This is a genomic window from Mycobacterium sp. 1081908.1 (genome assembly GCF_001673535.1).
GTDB lineage: Bacteria > Actinomycetota > Actinomycetes > Mycobacteriales > Mycobacteriaceae > Mycobacterium.
The window spans coordinates 99,826-117,937 of record NZ_LZLY01000068.1; the positions used below are offsets into that span (position 1 = coordinate 99,826).

Here is an 18,112-nt window from a genome sequence, read left to right on the forward strand (position 1 = left end):
TCACCTCGAACCAGCTAGGTCAACTTGAACCCGGTGTATCCGCCCGCGGCGATTTCGTCACAGCGGCGGCGGTATTCGGGGATTCCCCCGGTATAGCCCATGTACATCCGTTTCTTCCCGGGGACGTTGCCACCGTTGTACCAGGAATTGCATGACGGGTGCACCAAAACCGTCGGAGCCACCAGCGCGGTGGTGTGGTCGATCCACTCCTGCTGCGCGGCGGGCAGGGCCTCGATGGTGCGGATGCCGTTGGCGCGCAGATGCGTGATGCAGTCGGCGATCCACTCCACGTGCTGCTCGCACGCGGCGACGAAGTTGGTAGATGCGCTCGGACTGCCCGGGCCCTGGACCGTGAACAGGTTGGGAAAGCCGGCGATGGCCAACCCCAGATAGGAAAGCGGCCCCTGAGTGGCCCAGAATTCGGCGAGCGACATGCCGCCGCGGCCGCGGACGTCGATGCGGCTGAGCGCGCCGGTCATCGCGTCGAACCCGGTGGCGTAGACGATCACGTCGAGTTCGTGGTCACCGCGTTCGGTGCGGATACCGGTCGGTGTCACTTCACGGATCGGCGCCTTACGCAGGTCGACCAGGGTGACGTTGTCCCGGTTGAATGTCTCGTAATAGCCGAAGTCGATGATCGGGCGCTTGCAGGCGAAGGGGTGGTCCGGCACCAGGGCGGCGGCGGTCTCCGGGTCTGTGACGATCCGGGCCACCGCCTCGCCGTAAAGCTTGGCGGCCATCCGGTTGGCCTCGATGTCGAAGAAGATGTCGCCCCAATTCAGCGCACCCATCACGCCGTTCTCCTCGATGGCGCGCAGCTGTTCCTCGCGCGTCGCCGACTTCAGCGGCGGACTGCCGATCATCTCGAACAGCACCGAGAAGGCGCTCAGCCGCGCCGCGCCGATCGGGTGGGCCCGTTGCGCCGCGCGGATCTCGTCGTAGCGGGCCTTCATCTCGTCCAGCTCGCCCGGGTCGAATTGGCGCACCCGCCACGGCAGCGTGTAGGCCGGCGAACGCTGGAACACGCAGAGCTGCAACGCTTCGGAGGCCGCGACCGGAATGAATTGAACCCCGGTCGAACCGGTGCCGATGACGCCGACGCGCTTGCCGGCGAGGTCGAAGCCGTCCTTCGGCCAGCGGCTGGTGAACAGCGACGCTCCGGCAAAGGTGTCCATCCCCGGGATGGCGGGCTCGAGCGGCACCGACAGGATGCCGGTTGCGGCGACGACGAACGAAGCGATAAGGGACTCACCCGCGCGGGTTCTCACCACCCAGGCGCCGGCCTCGTCGTCGAATGTCATCGCGACGACCTCGGCGTCGAATTGGATGTCGCGGCGAAGATCGAGCCGGTCGGCGACGAAGTTCAGGTAGGCCTCGATCTCCGGCTGCGCCGGCAGCGACTCCGTCCATACCCATTCCTGCTGAATCTCGTCGGAGAAGCTGTACGAGTACTCGATGCTCTCGATGTCACAGCGCGCGCCCGGGTATCGGTTGAACAGCCAGGTGCCGCCGACGTTTTCGGCCTTCTCCAGCACCCGGGTGCGCAGTCCGAGCTGCCGCAGCCGGTGCAGCATGTAGAGGCCGGAGAATCCGGCACCGATCACCAGGGTGTCGAAGCGCGCGCTATCCGCCATCGCCGCCGCTCATCTTCAGGATCGTTCGGGTGAGGTGCAGGGTCTTGATCCGCCACGAGCCGTCCCGCTTCTCGTAGGTTTCGTGGTAGTGACCGGCGCCGTGTAGCTCCCTGCCGTCGCCGAACACGAGCAGGTCTTCCATCGCCCAGATGCCGGTCGCGGTGGTCGCCGACGTCAGGCGGATCTCCGGGGTGTGGCAATGGTGCATCGTGGCCACGTTCTCCAGGCCGCCCATCACCATCGGCACGAAGTTGTCGACGCCTTCCAGCGGCGCCGCGGTCATGGGGTCGGCGCCGGCCGTCGATACCGCCATGTCGAGGGTGACCACCACGTCGGGTGTAAAAGACGGCGCGCCAAGAATCGACGTCCTTGGTGTCCAGGAAGCGGCAGTAGCGGGCCTTGAGCTGCCGGATCGATTCCAGCTCGTCAGCCGCTTGGTTCATCTGTCTCCTTGTGGCTTACCGGCCGAACTGCTGAAATCTATACTGTAACGGACTTAGTATCAACGATCGCGGGAGGCGCCGGCGTGAAAGTGCCGTTCACCTGGAAGGTAACCGGGTGGTTCATGGTCGGGTGGTCACCCGAATTCCCCGTCGGCGAGGTGCGGCCGCTGCACTATTTCGGCGAGGATCTGGTGGCCTACCGCGACGAGCGAGGCGAGTTGCACGTCCTGGAGGCGCACTGCAAACACCTCGGCGCCCACATCGGCCACGGCGGCAAGGTGGTCGGCGACTGCGTCGAGTGCCCATTCCACGGTTGGCGCTGGGGCCCCGACGGCGCCAACCGCTACATTCCCTACCAGCCGGACCGGCCCAACCGCGCGCTGCGGCTTCGGGTGTATCCGGTCCGCGAACAGCACGACTGCGTGTTCATCTGGCATCAGCCGGACGGCAAGGAGCCGCAGTGGGAGATGCCCGACATCTTCGGAAAATTCCCGCAGTTCGAGACCGACCCGGCGGCGTATTACCGGGCGTATCCCGAATTCTCCCGGCGCGCCGAGCGCGAACCGGTGCACCCGCAGATCGTGGCCGAGAACGCCCCCGACAGCGCGCACTTCGAATACGTCCACCACGCCACCGTGACGCCCCGGGTGTTGGACTGGAAGATCGTCGACCAGGAGTGGCAATTCGTCGCCGGTTGGCCGGATGCCGGCAGCGACAACCCCGACGATCTCGCGCTGCGCTTCCACAGCCACCTGTTCGGCCTGGGCGGCGCAATCAGCGTCTTCGAGGGCGCGCAGAATCACCGGCTGATCTTCACCTGCACGCCGGTCGACGACGAGTGCTCGGACCTGTTCTACTCGATCTGGTGGCCGCGCATCCCGGGCGATGACTCCGACGTGCCGGAGGGCAAGCTGCGCGATGTGATCGAGCGGCAGTTCCTGTCCACCGTGTTCGACGACCTGCAAATCTGGCGCTACCAGAGGTACGTGGAGCACCCGCCGCTGTCCAAGGTGGACGCGAAAGGCTATATGGCGCTGCGCAAGTGGGCGCTGCAGTTCTACGAAGTGCCGGCATGACGGCGCTCGACGAATTGGTGGCGCCCGGGCACACCGCGATCGTCACCCAGGAGTGTCAGGGCGCGGTCATCGGCCCGAACGCCGGGCTGGCGGTGCTGGCCGAGGAGGCGCGCCGCGTCGCCCTGCCCAACATCGTGCGGCTGTTGCCGGCCGCGCGGGCGGCCGGCGTGCGCGTCGTGCACTGCCTGGTGCAGCGCCGGCCCGACGGGCTCGGCGCCAACCACAACGCCAAGATCTTCGCCGTCGGGCGCGGGGACGTCGACATCACCCCCGGCACCCCCGGAGCGACCCTGCTGCCCGAACTGGGCCCGGAACCAACCGATTTGGTGCTGAGCCGCTGGCACGGCGTCGGGCCGATGGGCGGCACCGACCTTGACGCGGTGCTGCGCAACCTCGGTGTGTCCACCATCGTCGTGGTGGGCGTCTCGCTGAACATCGCGATCCCCAACGTCGTGATGGACGCGGTCAACGCCGCCTACCGCGTCGTCGTGCCGAAGGACGCCGTGGCCGGCGTGCCCGCCGAGTACGGTGAGGCCGTCATCACCAACACCCTGTCGCTGCTCGCGACCATCACCACGGCCGACGACCTGCTGCGGGCATGGCACCGGCCATGACCGAAACCGCGCCCGGGGTTCAAGGCGGATTCCCCGAGATCAAGCCGGCCGAGCAGTCTCCCGCGGGGCTGGGGCGGTTCATCGCCGCGATGCGCCGCCTGCAGGACCTGGCCGTGTCCACCAACAGTCCGATGTGGAACACCGCGGCCGCGCACGTCGAAAGCGCCTGCGCGCTGCTCGATGGGCACCAGGTGCCCGAGGGCGTGGCGCCGGGCGGGCGCGTCCTCGAACTGCCCGGGCTGGGACATCCGCTGCTGCCGCCGTGGCTGGTCACCGAGTCCGGACCGGACGGCGTCATCATGCACGGACACTTCACCCGCTCCCACGTGGGCGGCAACAACGCCGTGCACGGCGGCATGATCCCGCTCTTCTACGACTGGCTGTTCGGCATGGTCGTTTCCACCGCCGGCGTTCCCCCCACCCGGACGGCGTACCTGCACGTCGACTACCGCAGCATCACGCCGATCGACGAGCCGCTGAGTGCCCGGGGCCGGATCTCGAAAATCGACGGCAGGAAGTTCTTCGTAGCCGCTAGCATGGCGGCTGCCGACGGCACACTGCTCAGCGAAGCCAACGGCCTGATGGTTCGCCTGCTACCCCACCAGCCGTGAGAGGCAAGATGTCTGACACCGCAACACAATTCACCGTTCCCGCAGTTGCGACGGCCGTCGCCGAGGCCATCCCCGACCGCGACCTGGTGATTCGGGGCGAACGGCGCTACAGCTATGCGCAGCTTCTCGACCGGGCGAACCGGCTCGCCACCTACCTGTGCTCGCGGGGGCTGGGGTGCCACACCGAGCGCTCCGAGCTCGCCGGGCACGAGGCGGGTCAGGACCTGCTCGGCCTGTACGCCTACAACGGCAACGAATTCGTCGAGGCGCTGCTGGGCGCCTTTCAGGCGCGGGTCGCCCCCTTCAACGTCAACTTCCGCTACGTCAAGAGCGAGCTGCAGTATCTGCTCAAGGATGCCGGCGCGACCGCCCTGATCTACCACGCCGCGTTCGCGCCGCGGGTGGCCGAAATCCTGCCGGAGCTACCGCAGCTGCGGGTGCTGATTCAGATCGCCGACGACTCGGGCAACGACTTGATCTACGGCGCGGTGGATTACGAGACGGCCCTGGCGTCCAGTTCGCCGGAACCTCCGCCGCTGCAACACTCCCCCGATGACCTGTACGTGTTGTACACCGGTGGGACGACGGGGATGCCGAAGGGCGTGTTGTGGCGCCAGCACGACATCTTCATGACGTCCTTCGGCGGCCGAAACCTGGTGACCGGCGAGCCGTTCGGCTCCGTTGACGATATCGTCGCCGGGGCCGCCGCGGGCGCCGGAAGCAAGTTGATGATCCTGCCACCGCTGATCCACGGTGCCGCTCAGTGGAGCGTGATGACCGCGATCACCACCGGGCAGACTGTCGTCTTCCCTTCCGTCGTAGACCATTTCGACGCCGAAGACGTGGTCCGCACCATCGAGCGTGAGCGGGTGATGACGGTGACGGTGGTCGGCGACGCGATGGCGCGCCCCCTGGTCGCCGCCATCGAGAAGGGCATCGCGGATGTGTCGTCGTTGGCCGTCGTCGCCAATGGCGGCGCCTTGCTCACGCCCTATGTCAAGCAACGACTCATCGAAGCGCTCCCCAATGCCCTGGTCATCGATGGCGTCGGGTCGTCGGAGACCGGCGCGCAGATGCACCACATGTCGATGTCGGGGGCGGTGTCGACCGGCACCTTCAATGCCGGGCCCGACACCTTCGTGGCGGCCGAAGACCTCGCCTCGATCCTGCCGCCCGGCCACGACGGCATGGGCTGGCTCGCGCAACGTGGCTACGTTCCGCTCGGCTACAAGGGCGATGCGGCCAAGACCGCCAAGACATTTCCGGTCATCGACGGGGTGCGGTACGCGGTTCCCGGCGACCGCGCCCGCCACCGCGCCGACGGCGCGATCGAATTGCTGGGGCGCGATTCGGTGACGATCAACTCCGGCGGCGAGAAGATCTTCGTCGAGGAGGTCGAAACCGCGCTCGCGTCGCACCCGGCGGTGGCCGACGTGGTGGTCGCCGGGCGGCCGAGCGAGCGGTGGGGACAGGAGGTCGTTGCCGTCGTCGCCCTGGCCGAAGGCGCGAGCGCCGACGCCGACGAGCTGATCAAGCACGCCGGCGATTCCCTGGCCCGCTACAAGCTGCCCAAGGCGATCGTGTTCCGCCCGGTGATCGAGCGCAGCCCGTCGGGCAAGGCGGACTATCGGTGGGCGCGCGAGCAGGCGGAAAACGGCTAAGCGGGCAGCCGAATTCTCAACAGCGCCTGCTGATACGAAGCGGTGACGAGCAATTCGTCCGCGGAGTCCGCGCCCAGGCACACATTCGTCGGAAGCGCCCCATCGGGCAACACCACCGCGTCCAAGGTTTCGCCCGTCTCGCCGACGAGGTCGAGGCGGTCTGCGCCGGTCAACGCCACCCAGGACGCTCCGTCGGCCCGAACCACCATTCCCGCCGGCCATGCCCGCTCGAAGGTGCACACCAGCTCGCCGGCGTGGCCGTCGAGCGAGCACCCCGCTCCAATCGGATAACGCACGAGCTGCCCGCCGGACGTCGCGGTCACCAGCAGCCGTGTCGAATCCGGGCTGAAACCAAGGCCGTTGATCCAGACCGGCCCGGATTCGAGGATCAACTCCTTTGCGCCGGTCGCGGTGTCGACGGTCCACAGCCATCCCCGCTTGCTCTCGTCCGGGTGAAAGATTTCCATTTCGGCGCGGGTGTCGGTGACCCAAAGCTTGCCGTCGGGCCCGAACATCAGATCGTTCGGCGCTTCCATGCCTTCGGCGAGGTAGTCGACCCGGCCGCCGCGGATGACCTGCACGCCGGGCTGGCCCGCCACGTCGGCACCGAAGTTGCCGCCGTTCTGGGCGACATAGATGGACCCGTCGGATCCACTGCACAGACCATTGGGACCGCCGCCGGTATCGATCCTTTCCCGCGATCCCCCGCCCGGGTCCATGATGTAGACGCAGCCGTGACTGACCGAGGCGACCGCTACCCTACCGTCGGGCAGGTAGGTGGGACCTTCCGTGAATCCCAAACCGTCAGCGATCATTTCGATCGTCATCGGGTCACCTTCTTCGGCGGTGAAACGGCTTGGGCGGCCGAGACCCAAGAAGCGCTGCGGAATCATGTTACGGAACACGTCGACGGTGCCGCCATAGATTTCGACGGGCGGCGCCGGCCGGCTATGTAAAGCTGCCTACCGTTGCTACAACGGTAGGCCTATCGCTAACGCCCGGGTATCTGCTACACCTAGAGACATTTCGACGAACCGGGCATTCAACAAAAGGGATACGGCATGTCGTTGCTGCAGAAAGACGAGACATTGACGGCCTCGGCCGAGGTGCGGGCCTCGGCGGACCAGGTTTACGCGGTCGTCTCGGACGTCACACGGATCCCGGAGTGGAGCCCGGAGACCAGGCGCGCGGAATGGCTGGCTCCGGACCGGTTTCGCGCCTGGAACCGCCGTCGGTTGGGTCGGTGGCGGACCGTCGCGAACGTGGTCGAAGCGTGGCCGGGACACAAGTTTTCGTTCGTCGTCCAGGCCATGGGAGGCGACTGGACGCAATGGACGTACCTCATCGAGCCGGGTTCCACGGCCGGTACGACGCTGCTCACCGAGGAGATCCGAATGTGTGTTCCGCTGCCGTTCGGCGTGGTGGTCTTCGAGCGCCTCTTCCTGTTCGTCCGGGATCGCCGTGCCGACCTGCAGCAGAACCTCGAGGTCTCGGTGAACCGGATCCGCGCGATCGTCGAGGCGGGCGTCAATGCCTGAGGAAACGAAATACCAAGACCGGGTCGCCGTAGTCAGCGGCGCCGGCTCCGGCATCGGGCGCGCGCTGACGCTCGCGCTCACCCGCAATGGCGCGCACGTCGCGGCGTCCGACATCAATCGGGACGGCGTGGCTGAAACCCAGGCCGCCTGTCCGCCCGGCAGCGTCACGACGTATGAGCTCGACATCGCCGACCGCGACGCCGTGCTGGCACACGCCGAAGACGTGCGACGGGACCTGGGACCCGCGTCAATGTTGTTCAATAACGCCGGGGTTGACCTGTTCGCCGGCGTCGCGGACATGTCCTGGAAGGACTTCGACTGGCTCGTCGGCATCAACATCGGTGGTGTCGTCAACGGGACCAAGGCCTTCCTGCCGCAGCTCATCGAATCGGGTACCCAACGGCGCCCGGCGCGGTTGGTCAACCTGTCCAGCGCCTTCGGCCTGATCGCCGTGCCGTACCAAGGCGCATACAGCACTTCGAAATTCGCGGTGCGCGGGTTCACCGAGGCGCTGCGTCAGGAGATGATCATCGAACGCCGGCCCGTCACAGTGCATTGCGTGCACCCGGGCGTCGTGCGCACCAACTTCGGGACGAACATGCGCACCGCGGATACCGAGGATCCCGACCAGGCGGCCAAACTCTTCGCGCGAGCCGCACTGACGTCTCCCGAAAAGGCGGCGCAGGTCATCCTCCGCGGAGCCGACAGAAACCGCGCCAGGATTCTCATCGGGCCCGACGGGCGCGTCATGGCCGCGATGCCCCGACTCCTCGGTGCAGGATATGTCGGGCTGCTGGGCCGGGCGGCGAGGCTCACCAACCTCCGTGGTCAGAACAGCTAGCCCCGCGGGTGGCCCCTAAGCCGGCGGTGGGTGCGGGCCCGGGTCATGCGCATCATTGCATTGGCGTACAGCAGCAGTGATTTCCCGAACGGCGGGGCCGCGGTTCCGGTGATGCTGAACGGCAGATCGTTTCCCACCACCGTGCGGTGGTGGCTGAACGTGTCGAAGCCGGCCTTGCCGTGGTAGGCGCCCATCCCGCTGCGGCCCACACCGCCGAACGGCGCCGCCGACGGAATCATTTGCGCGGCAAAGTCGTTGCGGGCCACCCCGCCGCTGCGGGTGTTGCGCACGAAGGTGCGGAAGTCGGCGTCATCGGGCCCATACCAATACGCGACGAGCGGCGCTGGGCGCCGGTTGATGTAGTCGATGGCGTCGTCCAGACGGGAATACCCCTTGACGACTAGGACCGGCCCGAAGATTTCCTCGGCGGCGATCTTCATGCGGTCGTCGACGTCGCGCACGATGGTGGGCGCGATCTTGCGGGTGGCGCGGTCCGGCAATGACTCCCCCTTCGGCGCAATGGTTTCCACCATCGCGCCGTTGGCCCGCGCGTCCTCGATCAGGCCGACGACCCGCTCGAAGTTGGCCTGGTTGACGCTCGAACAGTAGTCGGCGTTGGAGACAATGCTTCCGAACATGTCATGCAGCGTGCGCCGCGCCGTGTCCAGGAAGGCGTCCAGCTGGGCGTCGGGCACGAAAACGTAGTCGGGACACACGCATACCTGTCCCCCGTTGACCATGCGGGCCCGCGCGATCCGGGTCGCCGATCGATCGACGTCGGCGCCGGGCGCGACGACCACGGGATTCTTGCCGCCGAGCTCCAGGGTCACCGGAACCAGGTTGTCCGCGGCCGCCCGCTGCACGAGCGCCCCGACCGACGGCGAGCCGGTGAAGAACAGGTGGTCGAAGGGCAGCGAGGCGAACGTGGCCGCCACGTCGGGGCCGCCGGTGACCACGTCGAGTTCGGCCGGATCGAAATATTTCGGCGCCGTCGCCTTCATCAGCTCGGCGGTGCGGGGGGTGACCTCCGACATCTTGATCATCACGCGATTGCCGGCGGCGAACGCGGTCGCCGCGGGCAGGACCACGAGGTTGAGCGGGAAGTTCCAGGGCCCGATGATCCCGACGACCCCGAGCGGGGAGGGTTGGACCTCGGCGCGCAGCCCGGCCACCCGCGCGGCGCGCATCAGCTTGGTCGCCCGCATCCATTGGGCGACATGCGATCTCGTGTGCTCAATGACCGAGATCATTCCGATGACCTCGGTGAACAGCGTCGCGGCCCGCGATCGGGTGCCGAAATCGGCGGCCATCGCGTCGACAAACGCGTCCGTGTTGTCGAGCACGAGGGCCATCAGCCGGTCGATGCGGTTACGTCTGGTGGCAACACCGGGCGGCCCGTCGGCCACGAAGGATTCTCGCTGCCGGTCCAGAACCGCGGTCAGCGCCGCCCGCCGCTGGTGGACCGCGCTGTCAGCACGTTCATCGAGTGTGCTCATGAGTGACTCCGATACAGACGACCGTGCCCCATATTGTCTACTGTAATAATTACAGTACGATCTTACGCAAGGACAGCCTGTTCCTGCTGAAGATGCTGGAGATCTAGGTGACGACCAACGTTCAGACGAGTGACGAGACCGTCAGCCTGCGTGACCCCTACCCGTTCTTCGCTCATAAGCGGCGGCAGGCCGGTGCGTTCCACGGCACGGTCATGGACTACTCCAAGACGCCCGAGTCGCTGCGGCCCAAGCGCGAATATTCCGCGGTGTCGTTCGACGCGGTGAACACGGTTTTCCGCGACGGCCGGGTGTTCAGCTCCGCTCCGTACGACAAGACGATCGGCCTCTTCATGGGGCCGACCATCCTGGCGATGGAGGGAAAGAAGCATCGCGACCACCGCAACCTGGTGTCCGCGGCGTTCAAGTCCAAAGCCCTTGCCCGCTGGGAGCCCACCATCGTGCGGCCGATCTGCAACGCGTTGATCGACGAGTTCATCGAAACCGGCGAAGCCGACCTGGTCCGGCAATTCACCTTCGAATTCCCCACCCGCGTCATCGCCCAACTGCTGGGCTTGCCGGCCGAGGACCTGCCGATGTTTCGCAAGCACGCGGTCGCGTTGATCAGCTACCACGTCAACTACGAGCAGGCGTTCGAGGCGTCGGCGGCGCTGAAGGATTACTTCGTCGAGCAGATCGAGCAGCGCAAGTCCAAGCCCACCGAGGACATCATCGGTGACCTGGTCACCGCCGAGATCGACGGCGAAAAGCTCAGCGACGAGGCGATTTACTCCTTCTTGCGCCTGCTGCTGCCCGCCGGGCTGGAGACCACGTACCGGTCATCGGGCAACCTGTTGTATCTGCTGCTGACCCATCCGGATCAGTTCGCGGCGGTGCAAGCCGACCGCGAGTTGCTGCCACAGGCAATCGAGGAGGGGCTGCGCTACGAGACGCCGCTGACCACGGTGCAGCGGTTCGCGACGGAGGACACCGAGCTCGAGGGCGTCGAGATCCCGGCGCGCGCCGTGGTCGGCGTGTGCATCGGTTCGGCGAACCGCGACGAGCGACGTTGGGAGCGTTCGGAGGAATTCGACATCTTCCGCAAGCACGTGCCGCACATCTCCTTCGCCGCGGGTGAGCACACCTGCCTGGGCCTGCACCTGGCGCGGCTGGAAACCCGCGTCGCGGTCGGCTGCCTGCTGGATCGGTTGACCAACTTCACCCTGCTGACCGACGACGATCCGCACATCCACGGCCAGCCCTTCCGTTCCCCGACTGCCCTTCCGGTGACATTCGAGGCGAAGTAGGGTCCCCAAAATGATCAAGGTGATGGAGGGCTTTCGGGTCCTCGAGCTTGCGCAGTTCACGTTCGTCCCGGCGGCGGGGGCGATCCTCGCCGACTGGGGCGCGGACGTCATCAAGGTCGAGCACCCGATGCGCGGCGACACCCAGCGCGGCTTCCTCAACATGGGCGGCATCCAGGTCGACCCGAATCGGCACCCGCTGATGGAGCATCCCAACCGGGGCAAGCGCAGCGTCGGGATCGATGTTTCGACGCCGGGCGGCCAGGAAGTGATCTACGAACTGGCCAAGACGTCCGACGTGTTCCTGACCAACTACATGCCGGCACAGCGGCAGAAGCACAAGTTCGACGTGGAGCACATCCGCGCGGTCAACCCGAACATCGTGTACGCCCGCGGTTCGGCCTACGGCGACAAGGGGCCCGAGCGCGACGTCGGCGGCTACGACGGGACTGCGTTCTGGACGCGCAGCGGCGTGGGGTACGCGCTGACGCCCGAGGAGCTGGGGGGCGCGCTGGGACAAGGCATTCCGGCGTTCGGCGACTCCATCGGCGGCATGTTCATCGCCGGCGGCATCTCGGCCGCGTTGCTGCATCGCGAGCGCACTGGCGAGGCTGTCGAATTGGATGTGTCGTTGCTGAGCACGGCGTGGTGGGCCGCGGGCGCCAGCGTGACGCAGGGCATGGAGACCGGAGAGGTGATGCGAACGTCCATGCCGGGTTCCCTCGCGCCGTCGGTGAATCCCTTCATGGGTAACTACGAAACCTCCGACGGCGGGACGATCAACCTGTGCATCATCAGCCCGACGGGCATCATTCGGGACACCTTCGAGCACCTCGGCATCCCCGAGGCCGCCGACGATCCCCGCTTCTCCGAGGTGCTCCCGCTGATCCAGAACGCCGACGCCGCCGCCGAGCTGATCGCGAAGGCCTTCGCCGCCAAGCCTTTTGCGTACTGGCGCCAGCACCTGAAGACGATGAAGGGTCAGTGGGCCCCGTTTCAGAGCCTCCTCGACCTCGCCGACGACGAGCAGGCCATCGCCAACGACATGATCGCCGAGGTCGAAGTGGCAAGCGGCGGAAAGCCGTTCCGCGTCGTGCGTGGCCCCGTCCAGTTCAACCACGAGCCGCTGGTGACGACCCGTGCGCCGCAAGCCTCCGAGCACACCGAGATCGTCTTGATGGAGCTGGGCATGGACTGGGACCGCATCGCCGAACTCAAGGACGCGGGGGCAATCGCTTGACCGACGCCTACTACGAGCTGGCCGATCCGGACGATCCACTGGGTGAGCGGTTCAGCGCGTCGGATCACGTCATCAGCACGTGGTCGCCGACGATGCAGAACGCGGCGCCGGTCTCGGCGCTGCTGGTGCGCGCCCTGGAGCGCTGCTCGCCGCGCGACGACGCCCGGTTGAGCCGCGTCGTCGTCGACCTGCTCGGGCCGGTCCCGGTTGACGGGCCGCTGTGGGTGCGCGCCCAAGTCGAGCGCCCGGGAACCAAGATCGAGTTGCTCAACGCCCAGATGCTGGCGCCGGGGCCCGACGGGCGGCCGCGCCCGGTCGCCACCGCGATCGCCTGGCGTTTTCAGGAGGGCGACGCGGCGGAGTTGTTTTTCACACCCACTCCCCCGCTGCGACCGCTCGCCGAGGGGCGCCCCCGTCGGCCCGACAGTGACGCGAACCAGACCTACATCCAGAGCCTGGATTGGCGCTGGCTGAACGACATCCTCAACGACGTGCCCGGGGAGTGTTGGGCCCGACCGGTCGTCGACCTCGTCACGGGCGAAGAGATGACGCCAATGCAGCGCCTGTTCGCGGTGGCCGACATCGCCAACGGCATGGGCAGCCGGCTCAGCGTCGCCGAATGGCTGTTCCTCAACACCGATCTCACGGTGCACATCCACCGCGTGCCCGAAGGCGAATGGATCGGCGTTCGCGCCGAAAATCATTACGGCCGAGACGGAGTGGGTGTCTCGGTCGCCACGCTGTTCGACGAACACGGAGCGGTGGCGGTGCTGCAGCAGGCTCAGCTGGTGCGCCGCCGTTAGGGCCGCCTGAAGACAAGGAGATACAGGTGACGAACGACGTAGCCATCATCGGGGTCGGTCTGCACCCGTTCGGCCGCTTCGAGGGCAAGTCGGCAATGCAGATGGGTGTCGACGCGATCTTTGCCGCGGTCGCCGACGCCGGCATCGAATGGAAGGACGTCCAGTTCGCCACCGGCGGCAGCTGGACGGTGGCAAACCCGGACGCCATCGTCGGCATGGTCGGCCTTACCGGCATCCCGTTCACCAACGTGTTCAACGCCTGCGCGACGGCGGCCAGCGCGGTCAAGGCCTGTGCCGACGGGATCCGGTTGGGCGACTACGACATCGGCATCGCCATCGGCCTGGACAAGCACCCGCGCGGGGCGTTCACCGAAGACCCGGCGCTGGTGGGGATGCCGAGGTGGTACGCCGAGAACGGGCAATACCTGACCACCCAGTTCTTCGGCATGAAGGCGAACCGCTACCTGCATGAGCACAACATCTCTCAGCAGACACTGGCCAAGGTCGCCGCCAAGAATTTCCGTAACGGGGCGTTGAACCCCAACGCGTTTCGCCGTAAGCCGATCTCCGAAGAGAACATTCTCGAATCGCCGGTCCTGAACTACCCGCTGACCCAGTACATGTTCTGCGCGCCCGACGAGGGCGCCGCGGCCGCGGTGATGTGCAGGGCCGATATCGCGCACCGCTACACCTCCAAGCCCATCTACCTGCGGGCGGTCGAGGTGCGCACCCGCCGCTACGGGGCCTACGAGGTCAACACCACCTTCGCGCCGGTGGACGAGGACGTGGCGCCGACGGTGTACGCCGCGCGAACCGCGTTCGAAAAGGCGGGCGTCGCCCCCGCCGACGTCGACGTGATCCAGCTGCAGGACACCGACGCGGGCGCCGAAATCATTCACATGGCCGAGTGCGGGTTCTGCGCGGACGGGGATCAGGAGAAGCTGTTGGCCGACGGCGCCACCGAGATCGGCGGCCCGATGCCGGTTAACACCGATGGCGGGCTGATCGCCAACGGCGAGCCGATCGGCGCCTCCGGGCTGCGCCAGATCCACGAGATCGTCCGCCAGCTCCGCGGCGAGGCGGGCGATCGTCAGGTCCCCGGTGGCCCCAGGGTCGGGTTCACCCAGTTATACGGCGCCCCCGGCACCGCCGCGGCAACCATCCTGACCACCTGAGCTCGGCAGGCACAGAACCGCATGGCGCGCCGAGGTTTTGGGCGTTTCCATGTCGGCTCCCGCAAGGGTTGACCCTTACGCGAGGTCGCTGCGGAAGGACACGATCTGCTTCCAGCGGTTCCCCTCCGATTCGACGAACGCGAAGCCCTCGGGTTCGGCCAGTTCGCGCAGCTGCCGGACGCTGAGCCGGTCGGGGTCGGGGAACATCTCCAGAAAGACCAGTCGCCCACCCGGTTTCAGGACGCTGCGCAGCGATCGGAGACACGCCCGCGGGTCGGGCACCTCTCCGATCACCGCGGCTAGGAAGGCGACGTCGAAGGTGCCATTTGGGAAGGGGAGTCCATCACCCGCCTCACCGGCCGTGAAGCCGACGTCATGGAAGCCGGCCCGCACGAGCTGCCGCTCGGCTTTCTCGAGCATTTCCGGCTGGACGTCGAAAAGATCCAGCTTTCCCGCGTCGAGTCGCTTCGCGATCTCCACGCTGAAAAAGCCCGGGCCCGGCCCAATTTCGAGGACGCGCTCTGTGCCGTTCAGGCCGAGACGCTCGATGATGCCGGCCGGTTTCATCATGACCCGGCGTAGTGGGTTGTTCAGCATGATGGCCGCTTGGTGCGGGAAGGGAGAGTGCACCTCGCGCTGCTTGCGCCTCAGCGCGCCCAACAATGTATCCGTCATGAAGTTAGGGTACCCTTACTAAGCCGGATTGCAATAGGTTGCAAAGACCTCGCACCGAGCGCACGTCGAGTGACGCGAACCCCCGGTAACTTTCGGCCGGCCCGCTTCGTCGTAGTGGCGAACGGGAGGAGTTCTCATGAGAATCGTGATCTTTGGCGCCAATGGAGCGACCGGACGGCTGCTGACGCGTCGGGTGCTGGACGCCGGCCACTCGGCCGTGGCGGTGACCCGGCGGCCCGACAAGTTTCCCATCTCCGATGCGCGGCTGACGGTCGCGGGCGCCGACGCGCGGTGCGACGGCCTCGCCGGGATCGTCGCCCGCGCCGACGCCGTGCTGTCGACGCTCGGGGTGCCGTTCACGCGCCAACCCGTCGACACGTATTCCGTCGGCACCCGCAACGTCGTGAACGCCATGCGCGACTCGGGCGTCAACCGGCTTGTCGTCGTGAGCTCAACCGGCGCCCACCCTGCCCGCGGCCGGCGCCAGGCGCCGCTGCCGCTACGGCTGTTCGAGCCGATCATCGCCCGCACCATCGGCAAGACGGTCTACCAGGACATCCGGCGGATGGAGACACTTGTCCGGGAGAGCCGCCTGGACTGGACGATCGTGCGTCCGTCGGGCTTGTTCGACCTGCCGCGGGTTACGAATTACGTTGCGGGAGAGCTCGAACCGGTGGGCGCGTTCACCGCACGCGCCGATCTGGCGGACTACCTCGTCCAGCTCGCCCAGGACGGTGCGGCGGGGCGGAAGACCGTCGTCGTCTCGACGACCGAGCAGACGCCGACGGTGTGGGAGATGGTCCGGCGCGAGGCGTTCAAGAGTGACGCACCGCGCGAGGTGCCGGCTTAACAGTTGCCGTTGATCCGGTTGCCGCCAGGTGCCCGCGCGGCGACGCCGGGGTTAATTTAAATTCTCAGGCGGAAATCGCACTGCTGTTGTCATCGGGTTTGCTCGTAGGCTAACGCCGAAATGCCTGCTCGAACTCGAGGTCAGGAGCTGCGTTGTCCACTACCGAATTTCCACCCGGGGACGTCCCGCTAGCCGCCGATGAGCGGTTCGTGACCATTCAGGCGAGCCCCGAGTTCGCCGAACTTCGGCGCCGGCTACGCCGTTTCGTGTTCCCGATGACGGCGCTCTTCCTCGCCTGGTACGCCGCCTATGTCTTGTTGGGCGCCTTCGCGCACGACTTCATGGCGGCCAAGGTCTTCGGAAACATCAACGTCGGGCTGCTGATCGGGCTGGGTCAATTCCTGACGACGTTCCTCATCACCGGGCTCTACGTGCGGTTCGCCGACCGGGAGCTTGACCCGCGAGCCGCCGCCATTCGCGCCGAAGGCCAGGCATCATGACGCTGCTGGCCGCCGGGCAGCAGACGATCGGGAATCCCGTCGCCAACATCGCCATCTTCGCCGTTTTCGTCCTGATCACCCTGTATGTGGTGATCCGGGCCAGCCGGCGGAACGCCACCGCGACTGAGTTCTTCACCGCCGACCGGGCGTTCTCGGGACCGCAGAACGGCATCGCCATCGCCGGTGACTATCTGTCGGCGGCCAGCTTCCTCGGCATCGCCGGCGCGATCGCGGTCTACGGGTATGACGGGTTCCTTTATTCGATCGGATTCCTGGTGGCCTGGTTGGTGGCCCTGCTGTTGGTGGCCGAACTCATCCGCAACACAGGGAAATTCACGATGGCGGACGTGCTGAGCTTCCGGCTCAGGCAGCGCCCAGTGCGCCTTGTCGCGGCCGTGTCGACGCTGACGGTGTCCCTGTTCTACCTTCTCGCCCAGATGGCCGGTGCCGGGGGTTTGGTTGCCCTGCTGCTGAATGTCAAAGGGCGCCTTGGCGAGTCGATCGTCATCGCGGTCGTCGGCGTCCTGATGATCGTCTACGTCCTGGTCGGCGGGATGAAGGGCACCACGTGGGTGCAGATCATCAAGGCCGTCCTATTGATCCTCGGTGCGGCGGCGATGACGGTGATGGTGCTGGCGAAGTACGGCATGAACTTCTCCGACATCCTGGGTTCTGCGCAGTCGGCGGTGTCGCACGCCACCACGAAGGGTGTTTCCAGCCGCAACGTGCTGGCCCCGGGCGCGCAATACGGCGGGTCGACGACGTCCAAGATCAACCTGCTGTCGCTGGGCCTGGCGCTGGTGCTGGGGACCGCGGGCCTGCCCCACGTGTTGATGCGCTTCTACACGGTGCCCAACGCGAAAGAAGCGCGCCGGTCGGTGGTCTGGGCGATCGGCCTCATCGGCGCCTTCTATCTGTTCACACTGGCGCTGGGCTACGGCGCCGCCGCCATCGTCGGACCGGACCGCATCCTCAAGGCCGCCGGCGGACAAAACTCGGCCGCGCCGCTGCTGGCGTTCCATCTCGGCGGCGTGGTCCTGCTCGGCGTCATTTCCGCGGTGGCGTTCGCCACGATCCTCGCCGTCGTGGCGGGCCTGACGATCACGGCATCGACGTCGTTCGCCCACGACATCTATGCCAGCCTGATCAAGCGGCACAAGGTGACCGAGAGCGAACAGGTCCGGGTGTCCCGCATCACCGCCATCGTGCTCGGCATTTTCGGCATCGCGCTCGGGATCCTGGCCAACGGCCAAAACGTCGCCTTCCTGGTGGCGCTCGCGTTCGCGGTCGCGGCCTCGGCCAACCTGCCGACGATCCTGTATTCGCTTTATTGGCAGCGGTTCAACACCCGCGGCGCGCTGTGGAGCATGTACGGCGGCCTCATCTCGACCATCGTGTTGATCGTCTTCTCCCCCGCGGTGTCCGGCGCGAAAACCGCGATGATCCCCGGCGCGGACTTCGCCTGGTTCCCTCTTTCCAACCCCGGAATCTTGTCGATCCCACTGGCGTTCGTCCTCGGCATCGTCGGCACGCTGTCGTCGCCCGATCGCGGCGACCCGGTGCGCAACGCCGAGATGGAGGTCCGCGCGCTCACCGGCATCGGCGCCGAGCAGGGTGTGCTTTCGCCGAACGTGTAGCGGTGGCGACGACGCGC

General features: G+C 66.8%; 17 protein-coding genes and 1 pseudogene. 13 read left to right on the forward strand and 5 right to left on the reverse strand.

Annotated elements, in window-relative coordinates; translation table 11 throughout:
• Positions 1–14: 14 nt before the first annotated feature.
• Both A5655_RS09690 and A5655_RS09695 read right to left on the reverse strand, forming a co-directional pair.
• Entirely contained in the window at positions 15–1,634 is a 1,620-nt protein-coding gene (locus A5655_RS09690; protein WP_067008786.1) for an NAD(P)/FAD-dependent oxidoreductase, read from the reverse strand.
• A gap of 97 nt (positions 1,635–1,731) precedes the next feature.
• Positions 1,732–2,077 (reverse strand): annotated as a pseudogene (locus A5655_RS09695) (nuclear transport factor 2 family protein); the annotation flags it as partial.
• Positions 2,078–2,160: 83 nt separating this feature from the next.
• Between A5655_RS09695 and A5655_RS09700 the strand changes: the two are divergent.
• From A5655_RS09700 to A5655_RS09715, 4 genes are read left to right on the forward strand one after another with little or no spacing between them, the layout of a single operon-like run.
• The gene (locus tag A5655_RS09700) at positions 2,161–3,153 is read left to right on the forward strand and encodes a Rieske 2Fe-2S domain-containing protein (protein WP_067008788.1); all 993 of its coding nucleotides are present in this window, start codon (positions 2,161–2,163) and stop codon (positions 3,151–3,153) included.
• Entirely contained in the window at positions 3,150–3,767 is a 618-nt protein-coding gene (locus tag A5655_RS09705; RefSeq protein WP_067008791.1) for a cysteine hydrolase, read from the forward strand. The genes A5655_RS09700 and A5655_RS09705 overlap by 4 nt, the downstream gene beginning before the upstream one ends.
• Complete coding sequence (locus tag A5655_RS09710; protein WP_067009015.1) at positions 3,764–4,378, forward strand: PaaI family thioesterase; 615 nt, start codon at positions 3,764–3,766, stop codon at positions 4,376–4,378. Before A5655_RS09705 ends, A5655_RS09710 begins: the two co-directional genes overlap by 4 nt.
• Positions 4,379–4,386: 8 nt before the next feature.
• Positions 4,387–6,039: an acyl-CoA synthetase gene (locus A5655_RS09715; protein ID WP_067008794.1), complete on the forward strand. Its 1,653-nt coding sequence runs from the start codon at positions 4,387–4,389 to the stop codon at positions 6,037–6,039.
• On the opposite strand, the gene A5655_RS09720 is transcribed toward A5655_RS09715, so the two are convergent.
• Complete coding sequence (locus A5655_RS09720; protein WP_197508653.1) at positions 6,036–6,866, reverse strand: SMP-30/gluconolactonase/LRE family protein; 831 nt, start codon at positions 6,864–6,866, stop codon at positions 6,036–6,038. The genes A5655_RS09715 and A5655_RS09720 overlap by 4 nt on opposite strands.
• Before the next feature lie 234 nt (positions 6,867–7,100).
• Between A5655_RS09720 and A5655_RS09725 the strand changes: the two genes are divergently transcribed.
• Both A5655_RS09725 and A5655_RS09730 read left to right on the forward strand, forming a co-directional pair.
• Positions 7,101–7,577: an SRPBCC family protein gene (locus A5655_RS09725; protein ID WP_067008800.1), complete on the forward strand. Its 477-nt coding sequence runs from the start codon at positions 7,101–7,103 to the stop codon at positions 7,575–7,577.
• The gene (locus tag A5655_RS09730) at positions 7,570–8,418 is read left to right on the forward strand and encodes an SDR family oxidoreductase (protein ID WP_067008802.1); all 849 of its coding nucleotides are present in this window, start codon (positions 7,570–7,572) and stop codon (positions 8,416–8,418) included. Before A5655_RS09725 ends, A5655_RS09730 begins: the two co-directional genes overlap by 8 nt.
• Here A5655_RS09730 and A5655_RS09735 read toward each other — a convergent pair.
• Entirely contained in the window at positions 8,415–9,914 is a 1,500-nt protein-coding gene (locus A5655_RS09735; protein ID WP_082978579.1) for a coniferyl aldehyde dehydrogenase, read from the reverse strand. The two genes, A5655_RS09730 and A5655_RS09735, sit on opposite strands and share 4 nt — an antisense overlap.
• Positions 9,915–10,021: 107 nt before the next feature.
• Here A5655_RS09735 and A5655_RS09740 point away from each other — a divergent pair, with 107 nt between their 5' ends.
• Genes A5655_RS09740 through A5655_RS09755 form a run of 4 tightly spaced genes read left to right on the forward strand, consistent with a single transcriptional unit; the run spans position 10,022 to position 14,433 of the window.
• The gene (locus tag A5655_RS09740; protein WP_067008804.1) at positions 10,022–11,218 is read left to right on the forward strand and encodes a cytochrome P450; all 1,197 of its coding nucleotides are present in this window, start codon (positions 10,022–10,024) and stop codon (positions 11,216–11,218) included.
• A 22-nt stretch (positions 11,219–11,240) separates the two neighbouring features.
• Positions 11,241–12,455, forward strand: a complete 1,215-nt coding sequence (locus tag A5655_RS09745) for a CaiB/BaiF CoA-transferase family protein (protein ID WP_067009020.1) — start codon at positions 11,241–11,243, stop codon at positions 12,453–12,455.
• Positions 12,452–13,258, forward strand: coding sequence for a thioesterase family protein (locus A5655_RS09750; protein WP_067008807.1), 807 nt, complete (start codon positions 12,452–12,454; stop codon positions 13,256–13,258). Before A5655_RS09745 ends, A5655_RS09750 begins: the two co-directional genes overlap by 4 nt.
• 20 nt (positions 13,259–13,278) lie before the next feature.
• Positions 13,279–14,433 (forward strand): thiolase family protein, encoded by a 1,155-nt coding sequence (locus A5655_RS09755; protein WP_156764798.1) that lies wholly within the window; start codon positions 13,279–13,281, stop codon positions 14,431–14,433.
• A gap of 75 nt (positions 14,434–14,508) precedes the next feature.
• On the opposite strand, the gene A5655_RS09760 is transcribed toward A5655_RS09755, so the two are convergent.
• A complete protein-coding gene (locus A5655_RS09760) occupies positions 14,509–15,108 on the reverse strand; it encodes a class I SAM-dependent methyltransferase (RefSeq protein ID WP_067008814.1) in 600 nt (199 codons plus the stop codon).
• Between the two features lie 136 nt (positions 15,109–15,244).
• Between A5655_RS09760 and A5655_RS09765 the strand changes: the two genes are divergently transcribed.
• The 3 genes from A5655_RS09765 (at position 15,245) to A5655_RS09775 (ending at position 18,095) form a co-directional block, all read left to right on the forward strand.
• Complete coding sequence (locus A5655_RS09765; RefSeq protein ID WP_067008817.1) at positions 15,245–15,958, forward strand: NAD(P)-dependent oxidoreductase; 714 nt, start codon at positions 15,245–15,247, stop codon at positions 15,956–15,958.
• Between the two features lie 209 nt (positions 15,959–16,167).
• Positions 16,168–16,458 (forward strand): DUF485 domain-containing protein, encoded by a 291-nt coding sequence (locus A5655_RS09770; RefSeq protein WP_231999112.1) that lies wholly within the window; start codon positions 16,168–16,170, stop codon positions 16,456–16,458.
• Positions 16,455–18,095, forward strand: a complete 1,641-nt coding sequence (locus A5655_RS09775) for a cation acetate symporter (protein WP_067008823.1) — start codon at positions 16,455–16,457, stop codon at positions 18,093–18,095. The genes A5655_RS09770 and A5655_RS09775 overlap by 4 nt, the downstream gene beginning before the upstream one ends.
• The last annotated feature ends 17 nt before the right edge of the window (positions 18,096–18,112 follow it).

Coding starts and splice junctions, on each gene's coding strand:
- A5655_RS09775 (WP_067008823.1), top strand. CDS start 16,455: ATGACGCTGCTGGCCGCCGGGCAGCAGACGATCGGGAATCCCGTCGCC.
- A5655_RS09725 (WP_067008800.1), top strand. CDS start 7,101: ATGTCGTTGCTGCAGAAAGACGAGACATTGACGGCCTCGGCCGAGGTG.
- A5655_RS09760 (WP_067008814.1), bottom strand. CDS start 15,108: ATGACGGATACATTGTTGGGCGCGCTGAGGCGCAAGCAGCGCGAGGTG.
- A5655_RS09730 (WP_067008802.1), top strand. CDS start 7,570: ATGCCTGAGGAAACGAAATACCAAGACCGGGTCGCCGTAGTCAGCGGC.
- A5655_RS09710 (WP_067009015.1), top strand. CDS start 3,764: ATGACCGAAACCGCGCCCGGGGTTCAAGGCGGATTCCCCGAGATCAAG.
- A5655_RS09745 (WP_067009020.1), top strand. CDS start 11,241: ATGGAGGGCTTTCGGGTCCTCGAGCTTGCGCAGTTCACGTTCGTCCCG.
- A5655_RS09705 (WP_067008791.1), top strand. CDS start 3,150: ATGACGGCGCTCGACGAATTGGTGGCGCCCGGGCACACCGCGATCGTC.
- A5655_RS09735 (WP_082978579.1), bottom strand. CDS start 9,914: ATGAGCACACTCGATGAACGTGCTGACAGCGCGGTCCACCAGCGGCGG.
- A5655_RS09690 (WP_067008786.1), bottom strand. CDS start 1,634: ATGGCGGATAGCGCGCGCTTCGACACCCTGGTGATCGGTGCCGGATTC.
- A5655_RS09715 (WP_067008794.1), top strand. CDS start 4,387: ATGTCTGACACCGCAACACAATTCACCGTTCCCGCAGTTGCGACGGCC.
- A5655_RS09720 (WP_197508653.1), bottom strand. CDS start 6,866: ATGACGATCGAAATGATCGCTGACGGTTTGGGATTCACGGAAGGTCCC.
- A5655_RS09765 (WP_067008817.1), top strand. CDS start 15,245: ATGAGAATCGTGATCTTTGGCGCCAATGGAGCGACCGGACGGCTGCTG.